At 68.2% G+C, this 11,914-nt stretch carries 11 protein-coding genes; 3 read left to right on the top strand and 8 right to left on the bottom strand.

Annotation, left to right across the window (positions count from 1 at the left end; genetic code table 11):
* Positions 1-10 precede the first annotated feature (10 nt).
* Both HW532_RS05735 and hemC read right to left on the bottom strand, forming a co-directional pair.
* A complete protein-coding gene (locus HW532_RS05735) occupies positions 11-754 on the bottom strand; it encodes a uroporphyrinogen-III synthase (RefSeq protein WP_213163474.1) in 744 nt (247 codons plus the stop codon).
* A gap of 14 nt (positions 755-768) precedes the next feature.
* Complete coding sequence (hemC, locus tag HW532_RS05730) at positions 769-1,704, bottom strand: hydroxymethylbilane synthase (protein ID WP_425491927.1); 936 nt, start codon at positions 1,702-1,704, stop codon at positions 769-771.
* A 92-nt stretch (positions 1,705-1,796) separates the two neighbouring features.
* Between hemC and tsaD the strand changes: the two genes are divergently transcribed.
* Both tsaD and HW532_RS05720 read left to right on the top strand, forming a co-directional pair.
* Complete coding sequence (tsaD, locus tag HW532_RS05725) at positions 1,797-2,891, top strand: tRNA (adenosine(37)-N6)-threonylcarbamoyltransferase complex transferase subunit TsaD (RefSeq protein ID WP_213163472.1); 1,095 nt, start codon at positions 1,797-1,799, stop codon at positions 2,889-2,891.
* A gap of 7 nt (positions 2,892-2,898) precedes the next feature.
* Positions 2,899-3,936 (top strand): NAD(P)H-dependent glycerol-3-phosphate dehydrogenase, encoded by a 1,038-nt coding sequence (locus HW532_RS05720; RefSeq protein ID WP_246479570.1) that lies wholly within the window; start codon positions 2,899-2,901, stop codon positions 3,934-3,936.
* A 28-nt stretch (positions 3,937-3,964) separates the two neighbouring features.
* Here the strand turns inward: HW532_RS05720 and HW532_RS05715 are convergent, their stop codons facing one another.
* From HW532_RS05715 to katG, 4 genes are all read right to left on the bottom strand, one after another.
* Positions 3,965-5,011 carry a patatin-like phospholipase family protein gene (locus HW532_RS05715; protein WP_213163471.1) on the bottom strand — a complete coding sequence of 349 codons (1,047 nt, stop codon included), beginning with the start codon at positions 5,009-5,011 and terminating at the stop codon, positions 3,965-3,967.
* On the bottom strand, positions 5,008-5,790 hold the full coding sequence (locus HW532_RS05710) for a 3-hydroxybutyrate dehydrogenase (RefSeq protein WP_281397163.1): 783 nt from the start codon (positions 5,788-5,790) through the stop codon (positions 5,008-5,010). The genes HW532_RS05715 and HW532_RS05710 overlap by 4 nt, the downstream gene beginning before the upstream one ends.
* A 109-nt stretch (positions 5,791-5,899) precedes the next feature.
* Complete coding sequence (locus HW532_RS05705) at positions 5,900-6,529, bottom strand: LysE family translocator (protein WP_213163470.1); 630 nt, start codon at positions 6,527-6,529, stop codon at positions 5,900-5,902.
* A gap of 156 nt (positions 6,530-6,685) precedes the next feature.
* Positions 6,686-8,875: a catalase/peroxidase HPI gene (gene katG, locus HW532_RS05700; protein ID WP_213163469.1), complete on the bottom strand. Its 2,190-nt coding sequence runs from the start codon at positions 8,873-8,875 to the stop codon at positions 6,686-6,688.
* Positions 8,876-9,124: 249 nt separating this feature from the next.
* Here katG and HW532_RS05695 point away from each other — a divergent pair, with 249 nt between their 5' ends.
* On the top strand, positions 9,125-10,063 hold the full coding sequence (locus HW532_RS05695) for a hydrogen peroxide-inducible genes activator (protein WP_213163468.1): 939 nt from the start codon (positions 9,125-9,127) through the stop codon (positions 10,061-10,063).
* A gap of 31 nt (positions 10,064-10,094) precedes the next feature.
* Here the strand turns inward: HW532_RS05695 and HW532_RS05690 are convergent, their stop codons facing one another.
* A complete protein-coding gene (locus HW532_RS05690; RefSeq protein ID WP_213163467.1) occupies positions 10,095-11,210 on the bottom strand; it encodes a nickel/cobalt transporter in 1,116 nt (371 codons plus the stop codon).
* Positions 11,207-11,875 carry a DUF1007 family protein gene (locus HW532_RS05685; RefSeq protein WP_213163466.1) on the bottom strand — a complete coding sequence of 223 codons (669 nt, stop codon included), beginning with the start codon at positions 11,873-11,875 and terminating at the stop codon, positions 11,207-11,209. Before HW532_RS05685 ends, HW532_RS05690 begins: the two co-directional genes overlap by 4 nt.
* Positions 11,876-11,914: the final 39 nt, after the last annotated feature.

Below are 11,914 nucleotides of genomic sequence, written 5' to 3'. Positions count from 1 at the left end.
ACTCTTGTCCTCAGCCATCGCGTCCTCGGTCGAACTCGCCAATCAGATTCATCATAGCCTGCATGTCCGGCATCTCCGCAACGCTGGAGATGATGTCGGCTCTGCCGATTTCTTCGTCGAGGGCGTCGCGCACGGCCTGCGACAGGCAGAAATGCCGGACAGCTCCCAATGAGCCGACCAATCCTGCCGAACGGATGAGCCCCGCCCAGATCCGCGCCGTGCGCGGCGAGAAGAGGAGCACGCCGTCGATTCGCCCGCCGGCGAGCCGCTCGCGCAGGCCTTCAGAGAGCGACGCGGCGGGTCTTGCGTCATAGAGGATGGCGCGCTCCACCGTAAAGCCCCGCTCCGCCATGAGCGCCTTGAGGTCGCGTGCGACGGTCGACCCTGTCACGTAGAGCACACGTTCCCCCTCGGGGTCGAGCCTCTGCATGACGAGCGTCAGGAGTGCGTCGGCATCGCCGGCCGCGCTCTCCACGTCCGTGAACCCCGCTGTCAGGGCGGCCTCGGCACTCGCCTTGCCGACCGTCAGCATGGGCGTGTCCCGCAGCGCGTCCGCCTCGCCATGGGCGGCGAGCGCCCGCACGGCATTGGCGCTGGTCACGATCACAGCCTGGAAAGAGCCTTGCGGCAGGACCGCCCCGGTGCGCGGGCAGATGGTCAGGAGAGGCTCCAGAACGACCCTGTGGCCGCGCGCCTTCAGGTCTTCTCTCAGCGCCTCCGAATCGTCGCGCGGCCTTGTGACGAGGAGCTCCATGGGTGTCCGGGCCGTCAGGCGAGAAGGTCCGCGCCGCCGCGCGACAGGACCTCTTCCCCGGCGTCGGTACCGAGCCGTTCGGCCTCGTCCGCGGGGCCCCGGCGCTCGGCCTCGAGGACCGTCTCGCCGTCCGCGCTCAGCACCATGCCGCGGAACACGACCTCACCGCCCTCCAGAAGTGCGAGACCGGCAATCGGCGTGCGGCAGGAGCCGTCGAGAACGCCGAGGAATGCCCGCTCCGCCGTCGTGGCGATATGCGAGGGCGCATGATCGAGTGGCGCGATCGTCTCGCGGACGGTCTCGTCGCCGGCTCGGATCTCCAGGCAGATGGCACCCTGCGCGATGGCGGGCAGCATATCCTCCGGGTCCATGGGCGCGGTGATCTCGTGCTCCATGGCGAGCCGCATGAGACCGGCGCAGGCCAGGAAGGTCGCCGCGACCTCGCCCTCGGCGAGCTTGCGCAGCCTCGTGCCCACATTGCCGCGGAACGGCACGACCTGAAGATCGGGCCTAAGGCGCTTCGCCTGGGCCTGCCGGCGCACCGAGGAGGTGCCGACGACGGCGCCCTCGGGAAGGTCCACGAGGCGCCGGGCGACGTTGGAGATGAAGGCGTCGCGCGGATCGGCGCGTTCGAGCACGCAGGCGATGGCGAGCCCGTGCGGAAGCACGGTCGGCATGTCCTTGAGGGAATGGACGGCAAGGTCGACCTCGCCGTCGACGAGCGCCTGCTCGATCTCCTTGGTGAACAGCCCCTTGCCGCCGATCTCGGCGAGCGGGCGGTCGCGCACCCTGTCGCCGGTGGTCGTGATCGGAACGATCGCCACATCGTCGGGCGAGAGCCCGTGCGCGGCGATGAGTTTCGCGCGGGTTTCCTCGGCCTGCGCGAGGGCGAGCTTGCTGCCGCGGGTACCGATACGGATGGGAAGGGTTTGCAAGTCCGACATGTCCAATGCTACTGGCTCAACAGACCCCGCACTATAGCGCCCGGGGCCGGTCAGGAAAGACCCGGTCTTGAGGAAATGGAGCCGCACTGGCAGGACAAATGGACACGGAAGGCACAGGCACGCTCACCCTGCTGGGCATAGAGACCTCCTGTGACGAGACGGCGGCTGCCGTCGTGCGCCGGCACCGGGACGGGCGCGGGGAGATCCTGGCCGACCGGGTGCTCTCCCAGATCGCCGAGCACGCCCCCTATGGAGGCGTCGTCCCGGAGATCGCCGCGCGCGCCCATGTGGAGCATCTCGACGGGCTGATCGCCGGCGCCATGGCCGATGCGGGGCTGACCTTCGGCGCGCTCGACGGTGTGGCCGCGACGGCCGGGCCGGGGCTCATCGGCGGGCTGCTCGTCGGGCTCACCACGGCGAAGGCCATCGCGCTCGTCCACGACAAGCCGCTGCTTGCGGTCAATCATCTCGAAGGCCACGCGCTGACGCCGCGGCTGACGGAAGGCCTCGCCTTTCCCTATCTCCTGCTGCTCGTCTCCGGCGGGCATACCCAGCTTCTCGTCGTGGAGGATGTCGGCAGTTACCGCCGGCTCGGCACGACCATCGACGACGCGCTCGGCGAGGCTTTCGACAAGACGGCGAAGCTCCTGGGGCTCGGCTATCCGGGCGGTCCGGCGGTCGAGCGGCTGGCGGCGGCCGGCGATCCGCACCGCTTCGCCTTTCCCCGGCCCATGACGGGGCGCGATGGGGCCGACTTCTCCTTCTCCGGTCTCAAGACGGCGGTCCGCCGCGCCGCGCAGGCGGTGGGCACGCCGGATGAGCGCGATGCCGCCGATATCTGCGCGAGCTTTCAGGCCGCTGTCGGCGATTGCCTGCGCGACCGGCTCGGCCATGCCATGGCGGCGTTCCGCGCGGCCCATCCGCGGGCCCCGAGCCCCACGCTGGTGGTGGCCGGCGGCGTTGCGGCCAACAGGGCGTTGAGGGCCATGCTGGAGACCATGGCGCGCGAGAACGGCTTTGCGTTGTCCATGCCGCCGATCAGGTTGTGCACGGACAATGCGGCGATGATCGCCTGGGCCGGCGCGGAACGGCTGGCGCGCGGGGAGGCGGACGATCTGACGGTCGCCGCCCGGGCCCGCTGGCCGCTCGACCCCGATGCCGCACCGGCACCGGGCGCCGGGGTGAAGGCGTGATAGCGTGATGACGGACGAAGACGAGGGGAGCGGGAAGACGGGCATGGCGGACAGGCCGGGCAGGATCGGGGTCGTCGGCGGCGGCGCATGGGGAACGGCGCTGGCGACGGTCGCCGCGCGCGCCGGGGCGCAGGTAACGCTCTGGGCACGCGAGCCGGAGGTGGTGGACGCGGTCAACCGGGACCACGAGAACGCGATGTTCCTTCCCGGCATCGCGCTCGACCCGGCGATCTCGGCGACCGGCGATATCGCCGAGGCCGCGTCTTGTCCCGCCATATTGCTGGTTTCGCCAGCACAGGCCCTGCGGACGGTCGCGGCGGGGCTGAGCGGGGCTCTCGAGCCCGGTACGCCGGTCGTCATCTGCGCGAAGGGCATCGAGCAGGGCACCTCCATGCTTATGAGCGAGGTGCTGGCGGAGGTGCTGCCGGAGGCCGAGCCCATGGTGCTCTCCGGCCCGAGCTTCGCCGACGACGTGGCGCGCGGACTGCCGACAGCGGTCACGCTCGCCGCCGGCTCGGTGGAGCGCGCGCGTCCCGTGGCGGAGGCGCTCGCCGGGCAGACCTTCCGGCCCTATCTCAGCGACGATCTGGTGGGCACGCAGATCGGCGGGGCTGTGAAGAACGTTCTCGCCATCGCTTGCGGCATCGTGGACGGGCGCCGGCTCGGCACCAGTGCGCGCGCCGCGCTCACCACACGGGCCTTCGCGGAGCTCTCACGCTTCGGGCGGGCGCTCGGGGCGCGGACGGAGACGCTGACGGGCCTTGCCGTTCTGGGCGATCTGATCCTCACCTGTTCGAGCCCCCAGTCGCGCAACATGTCGCTCGGCATGGCGCTGGGGGAAGGGCGCACGGCGGAGGAGGTGCTCGCCGGGCGGCGCTCGGTCAGCGAGGGGGTCTACACGGCGGCCGTCGTTGTGGAGATGGCGCGCGAGCGCGGCATCGAGATGCCGATTGCCGAGGCTGTCCACCAGATCCTGTCGGCCAACCGCGATATCGGCGAGGCCATAGAGACGCTGATCCAGAGGCCCCTGCGCAGCGAGGGGTGAGCGGGGAGCCGGGCCGCGCCCGTGCTGTTCAGTCGAACATGGCACGGATGTCGACGGAGGAGCGTTTGCCCACGTCGCTCGCATGGGCCTTGAGCCATTGCGAGGCGGCGTCGCGGCCGAGATCGCGCAGATGGGTGAGGAAGTCCCATTCGGCGTTGAACTTGGTGGAGGCGGAGAGTTCCTTGAAGGCGTCGTCCGCGTCGATCCGGTGCAGGCGCAGGCGCTTGTAGTGGCCCCATTCGAGCTTGCCCTCGTCGATGAGGCGCGTCACGAACTCGATGGAGCGCAATTCCTTCATCAGGGCGGCGTTGAAGGTGATCTCGTTGACCCGGTCGACGATCTCGCGCGCCGTGCGCGGCGTCTCGCGCCGCTCGATGGGATTGACCTGGACGAGCATCAGATCCTCGATCTCGGTCAGGTAGAACAGCGGATAGAGCGCCGGATTGCCCATATATCCGCCGTCCCAGTAAGGCACTCCGTCGATCTCCACGGCCTGGAAGAGATGCGGCAGGCAGGCCGATGCCATGACCATGTCGGCGGTCAACTCCTCCGTCTCGAAGATGCGGGGGCGGCCGGTATGCACATTGGTCGCGGTCACGAAGAGCTTGATGGCGGTGCAGGCGCGCACGCGCTCGAAATCGATCATGCGCTCGATCAGGTTGAGCAACGGGTTGATGTTCAGAGGATTGAGGTCGTAGGGCGAGGCGATCCGGCTCAGGAGGTCGAACCACAGGAGGCCGGGAGAGGCGTCCATCGCCCAGCTTCCCGTCATCATGTCGAACGGCGTGCGCCGGACCGGGCTCGCCTGGGCCTGGATGCTGATCTCGTACCAGAAGTCGCGAAGGTGTTCGCGCGCGCCGTCCGCGCCGTCGCGCATATAGCCGTCGGCGAGCACGACCGCGTTCATGGCGCCCGCGCTGGTGCCGGACATGGCGCTGACCTGGAGCTGTCCGTCTTCCAGAAGCCGGTCGAGCACGCCCCAGGTGAAGGCGCCATGCGCGCCGCCGCCCTGGAGTGCGAGATTGACCGGCCGGGGCTTCGCCGCCCGCCGCCGGGGCTTGCGCGGCGCCGTCACTGGGCCGTCCACCCGCCATCCATCGGCAGGATGGCCCCGGTGATCGAAGCGGCCGCGTCGGAGCACAGGAAGACGGCGAACTGGCCGATCTGGTCGACCGTCACGAACTCCTTGGTCGGCTGGGCGTCGAGGATCACGTCGTTGACGACCTCTTCCTCGGTGATGCCGCGCGACTTCGCGGTATCGGGGATCTGGCTCTCGACGAGCGGCGTCCACACATAGCCGGGCGCGATGGCGTTCACGGTCGTGCCGTGTTCGGCCAGCTCGAGCGCGACCGTCTTGGTGAGCCCCGCAATCCCGTGCTTGGCCGCGACATAGGCCGCCTTGTAGGGCGAGGCGACGAGGGCGTGGGCAGAGGCGGTGTTGACGATGCGGCCCCAGCCTCGCTCCTTCATGCCGGGAACGGCGGCGCGGATGGCATGGAAGGCGGCGGAGAGGTTGATCGCGAGGATCGCGTTCCACTTCTCGATGGGGAACTCCTCGACGGGCGCCACATGCTGGATGCCGGCATTGTTGACGAGGATGTCGACGCTGCCGAGCTCGCTCTCGGCTTGCGCGATCATGCCGGCGATTTCGTCGGGTTTCGTCATGTCGGCGCCGTTGAAGAGCACGGTGCGGCCGGTCTTCGCGGCAAGCTCGGACCTCGTCGTCTCGATCTCGCCGGGATCCCCGAGGCCGTTCAGCATGACGTTCGCGCCGGCCTCGGCGAGCGCGCTCGCCACGGCGTGGCCTATGCCGCTGGTGGATCCGGTGACGACAGCGTTCTTTCCTGCGAGCATGATTTGAGGCCTCCATCGGTCCGATGATGTGATTGTGCACTGCATCATATTGGGCCGTGCAGGGCGTCGCGCAAATGACAAAACGGTAAGGGGCGGGCCGGGATCGGTTCTATTGCCGCGAAAGGGCCAGATGGGCGCCGAGGCCGACGAGGAGGGAGCCGGCGAGCGCGCGCAGCATGCGCTGGATGCGCGCGCTGCGCCGCAAGGCGCCGAGCACGGCGGAGGTGAGCAGGATGGTGGCGAGGTCGGCCGCGGAGAAGGCCAGGTTCACGATCGTGCCGAGAAGCAGCAACTGGCCCCAGACGGGGAGCGCGGCGGCCGGATCGACGAATTGCGGCAGGAAGGCGAGGAAGAACACGGCCGTCTTGGGGTTGAGCACTTCCACGCAGACGCTCTGGGCGAAGGCGCGGTGGGCGCTCCTGTCGGATATGTGTGGCAGGGCGTCCATGTCGAGCCTGCCGCGGGCGATCCCGATGCCGAGCCAGACGAGATAGAGCGCGCCGAGGAGCTTGAGCGCGAAATAGAGCTCCGGCACGTGGCTGAAGACGGCGGACAGGCCGAAGGCGGCGGCGGCGACATGGACATAGCCGCCGAGATGAATGCCGAGCATCGCCATCAGGCCGCCCATGCGGCCGCGCGCCATGGTTTGCGCTGCCGTATAGAGGATAGCCGGCCCGGGCATCAGGGCGAAGACGGCCGTGGCGGCTGCGAAGGCGAACAGCAGATCGGCAGGTGGCATGGGTCCGGCCCCGGTCGGTGATCGCGAGACCGCCATTGCGCCACGGCGGCCCGCGCGGTTCAAGGAAAACCGGCCCTGCAAGACGAAGGCGGCGCTTCGGACCGGTCCGAAACGCCGCCCATGCTCGAGACAGGGTCGACCGCCCCGTCGCCAGGATCAGGCGAGGTCGAAGCGGTCGGCGTTCATCACTTTCGCCCAGGCCGCCACGAAGTCGTCCACGAACTTCTCCTGTGCGTCGTCCTGGCCATAGACCTCCGCCAGTGCCCTGAGCTGCGAGTTCGAGCCGAAGATGAGGTCGACACGGGTGCCGGTCCACTTCACCTCGCCCGTCTTGCGGTCGCGGCCCTCGAAGACGTCCTCGGCGTCGGAGGTCGCCTTCCACTCGGTGGCCATGTCGAGCAGGTTCACGAAGAAGTCGTTGGTGAGCGTTCCGGGCCGTTCGGTGAACACGCCGTGCGGGGATTGCCCGTGATTGGCGCCGAGCACGCGCAAGCCGCCGACAAGGGCCGTCATCTCCGGCGCGGTGAGCGTCAGGAGCTGCGCCCTGTCGACCAGAAGCGCCTCGGCCGGCACGGCATAGTCGGCCTGGAGGTAGTTGCGGAAGCCGTCCGCCCTCGGCTCGAGCACCGCAAAGGACTCCTCGTCCGTCTGCTCGGGCGTGGCATCCGTGCGCCCCGGCGAGAAGGGCACCTCCACGGCGTGCCCGGCATCCTTCGCCGCCTTCTCCACCGCCGCGCAGCCGCCAAGCACGATGAGATCGGCGAGCGACACCTTCTTGCCGCCGCCTGCCGTGTCGTTGAACGCCTTCCGGATGCCCTCCAGCGTGTCCAGAACCCTGGCGAGCTGTGTGGGCTGGTTCACCTCCCAGTCCTTCTGGGGGGCGAGACGGATGCGCGCACCATTCGCGCCGCCGCGCTTGTCGGACCCGCGGAAGGTCGAGGCGGACGCCCAGGCCGTGGCGACCAGCTCTGAGACCGAAAGACCGGAGTTCAGGATCTCGTCCTTGAGCCTGGCGATATCCTCAGCGTCGATCAGCTCGTGATCGACCGCCGGGACAGGGTCCTGCCAGATGAGATCCTCTTCGGGAACCTCGGGGCCCAGATAGCGCGCCTTGGGGCCCATGTCGCGGTGGGTCAGCTTGAACCACGCCCGCGCGAAAGCGTCGGCGAACTCCTCCGGGTTCTCGTAGAAGCGCCTGGAGATCTTCTCGAACTCAGGGTCCATGCGCAGCGTGAGGTCGGTGGTCAGCATGGTCGGCTTGTGCTTCTTCGACGGGTCGAAGGCGTCGGGCACGGTGTCCGGGGCGTCCTTGGCGACCCACTGATAGGCGCCGGCCGGGCTCTTCGTCAGTTCCCACTCATAGCCGAACAGGTTCTCGAAGAAGCGGTTGCTCCATTCCGTCGGCGTCTGGCTCCAGGTGACTTCCGGGCCGCCGGTGATCGCATCGGCGCCCTTGCCGGAGCCGTAGCTGCTGATCCAGCCAAGCCCCTGCTCCTCGATGGGCGCGGCCTCCGGCTCCGGGCCCACGAGCGAGGCGTCGCCCGCGCCATGGGTCTTGCCGAAGGTGTGGCCGCCGGCGATGAGCGCGACCGTTTCCTCGTCGTTCATCGCCATGCGCCCGAAGGTGTCGCGGATGTCCTTGGCCGCGGCGACCGGGTCGGGATTGCCTTCCGGTCCCTCCGGATTGACGTAGATCAGGCCCATGGTCGTCGCCGCCAGCGGGTTCTCCAGATCCCGTTCGCCGGAATAGCGCTGGTCGGTCCCGAGCCAGGTTCCCTCAGCGCCCCAGTAGACATCCTCCTCCGGTTCCCAGACATCGGCGCGCCCGCCGGCGAAGCCGAAGGTCTTGAAGCCCATGGATTCCAGGGCGACGTTGCCGGCGAGGACCATCAGATCGGCCCAGGAGATCTTGTTGCCGTATTTCTGCTTGATCGGCCAGAGCAGACGGCGCGCCTTGTCGAGATTGGCATTGTCCGGCCAGGAGTTGAGCGGCGCGAAGCGCTGCTGTCCGGTTCCGGCGCCGCCGCGGCCGTCGGCGATGCGGTAGGTGCCGGCGGCATGCCATGCCATGCGGATCATCAGGCCGCCATAATGGCCGAAATCGGCCGGCCACCATTCCTGGCTGTCCGTCATCAGCGCGTGAAGGTCCTTCTTCACGGCCTCAAGGTCGAGCGTCTTGAACGCCTCGGCATAGTCGAATGCCCGGCCCATCGGATCGGACAGCGAGGAGTTCTGATGGAGGATCTTGAGGTTGAGCTGGTTCGGCCACCAGTCCCGGTTGGATGGGGCTCCAAAGACCGTATGCGTGAACGGGCACTTCCCTGATTTCTCGACTTTTGCGTCCATGGTTCTCACCCATCGTGGTTTTTTCGAATTGCGCTGCCCGGATGGCGGGCGTGCCGACGTGAACCATGCCCTCCAGCGGGCTGTCGGCGTTCCGGTCTGTCCGGGTGGTCGTGACCTTTCCGCGCCGCCGGCCATTGCCGCCTTAGGCAGGCATGGCGTCGGGCGCCTCTCAACTCCGATTTAGAACTGTACCAAAGACCATTCATTAGATTAAGTTGGATTTACTGATCGCAGCGATAAGATTGAATTATGACAAACCTGACCCTCAAACAGCTCCGCTATTTCGAGGCGCTGGCGCTCCACGGCCATTTCGGGCGTGCGGCGAGCGCCTGTGCGATCTCCCAACCCGCCTTGTCGGTGCAGATCAAGGATCTGGAAGAGACGCTCGGCGCCGTGCTCTTCGAACGGGGCGCGCGTCAGGTCCGGCTGACCGGTTTCGGCGAGGAGTTCGCCGCGCGGGTGCGCGGCATCCTGCGCTCCATCGACGAGCTGGGCGATCTGGCCCGCATGTCCCGGGACAGGCTGGTGGGGCGGCTGCGGATCGGCGTGATCCCGACCGTCGCGCCCTATCTGCTGCCGGCGATCCTCGCCGATCTGACCCGGCTGCACGATGGCCTCGACATCCATGTCCGCGAGACGCTCACGCCGAGGCTGATCCAGGAGCTGGAGGCCGGCCGGATCGACACGGCAATCGTCGCCCTGCCCGTGTCCGAGCCGTCATTGACCGAGGTTGCGCTGTTCACGGAGAGCTTCGTACTGGTCCGGCCGGGCGAGGACGAGGGAAAGCCGGTCCCCGACCGCGACGCGCTGCGGGAGATGCGGCTGCTTCTCCTGGAGGAGGGGCACTGTTTCCGCGATCAGGCCCTGTCGTTCTGCAACATGCATTCGGCGGGCCCGCGCGAGGTTCTCGACGGCAGCTCGCTGTCTACGCTGGTGCAGATGGTCGGGGCGGGCATCGGCGTCACCTTGATCCCCGAAATGGCCGTGGCGGTGGAGACACGCTCCGCGGCCGTGTCCGTCGCCCGCTTCGACAGGCCCCAGCCGTCGCGGACCATCGGCATGATCTGGCGCAGGACGAGCCCCCTGGCCGACCAGCTCGCGCAGATCGCCGAGGTCGTGCGCCAGGCGGCCGGCACGGCGCGTGGCGAGCGCGATCCGGTCCTGCCGGCGCACGCAACGGCGATGTGACCCGGTTGCCGATCGGCTTGCGCCGGTCCTGTCAGATAATGGGGCGGGGCGCGTTCAGGGTCGCAAAGAAGAGGATGACGCCAAGCGCGAGGATGGCGATGCCGGCGAGGACGGCGAGGCCGGTATAGATCCGGTCGAGCCAGATGCCGGAGCCGCCGGCGAAACGCAGCACCAGATTCTTGGAGGTGACGGCAGCGACCGCGATGGCGGAGACGGTGATCGCCGTGCCGAGCGCCATGGCGAAGGTCGAGGCGATGCCCGCGGCATAAAGGCCGATCGTGTTGGCGAAGAGCAGCACGATGATCGCGCCCGAGCAGGGCCGGATGCCGACCGCGAAGGCGATGGAGAACGCGCGGGCGAGGGACCATTGCCCGTCGAGCTCGGACGGTCCCGGCATATGGGCGTGTCCGCAGCCGCAATCGGGACCGTGCTCGTGATGATCGTGGCCGTGGTCGCCGTGATGATGGTGGTGGTCGTGGTCATGATGGCGGTGTGCGTCGGCCTCGACGGCGGCGGCGCCGAGCGAGGCGGGTTCGCGCCTGGCGACGAGGCCGCCGAGCGCGCGCCACAGCATGGCCGCGCCGACGAGCGAGATCAGGGCGTAGCTCGCAAGCTCCAGCCACATGGTCATGGCGCGCGCAGAGCTGAAGGCCGTCTTGACCAGCAGGAGCAGCGCGCTGACGAGCACGATGGCGGTCAGGGCCTGGAAGGCGGAGCTCAGAAAGGCGAGGGCGACGCCGCGCCTGAGCTGGCGCTCATTGGCGATGAGCCAGGCGGAGATCACCGCCTTGCCGTGGCCGGGCCCTGCGGCGTGGAACACGCCATAGAGGAAGCTGACCACGGCGAGCCCCCAGCCGGCGGCGACGGAATTGCTGTCCTTCAGTGCCTTCAGCGCGCCGGTCAGCTCCTTGTAGAAGGCCTGCTGCTGCATGCGCACCCAGATCATCGTGCGCGTCCACCAGCCGATGCGGGCGGGGGCGGCCTTTTCTGCCTGCGTGTCCGTCTGACGCGGGCCAAGAAGGCTCTTGCCTTGCGCCTGGGCGAGCACGACAGGCGCACCGCCTGCAGAGGTGGCGGCCATGGCGGAGGCAGGTGCGGCGAGCACCGCCGCGAGGATCAGCATGCACAAGGCGAGAAACGGTTTCATCGCGCCGCGGACTTCGATTTGCAGACGACATCGACAGGCCGGGCGAACATCGCGCCCATGCCCTCATTGGCATTGGATTGCTGCGTCCAGAAATCCTCCGAATACTGGAAGTTGTCGGCTTCCGCCGCGCTCTTGCGGATCTCGTAGCGGCAGGACGCCGGGGCCGCCCCGATCATCTTGACCGGTTCCTTCGGCGCAGGCTCGATGGCGATATAGAAGGTCGGGTCGTAGATGGCGTACTCGACGTCAGCCTTGCGGGGATCGACCGGCTTGGCCAGCGGCACGGTGAAATAGAGCGACAGATAGCCGTCCTTGTAGAACTGGCCGAACTCGGTGACGTCGCCATAGGCGACCTGTTCGCCATTCGCCTTCAGATAGGTGAAATAGTCGTATTCCTTCAGCGCAGAGATGTTCTCCGCGGCGAGCGGCTGCAGCTCCTCCGGGTCGTAGCGGCCGTTGCCGTCGGTATCGAGGCCTTCTATCGCGACGGCTGAATACATCTCGTCGAACTGCCACTCCACATTGACGGCGGCGATCCGGCCCTCCTCGTCGAACACGACGTCGGAATGGGTCTCGATCCAGACATGCGGATGGGCATGGGCCGGCTCCGCGGCAATCAGGACGCCGGCGGCAAGCACGCCGCCGGCCAGAACTTTGCCGCGCAACCGGGCACGCGGCCTCGATATCTCATCCCGAATCATGAC

The sequence above is a fragment of the Kaustia mangrovi genome (assembly GCF_015482775.1).
Lineage (GTDB): Bacteria > Pseudomonadota > Alphaproteobacteria > Rhizobiales > Im1 > Kaustia > Kaustia mangrovi.
This window is presented reverse-complemented; position numbering and strand designations above follow the sequence as displayed.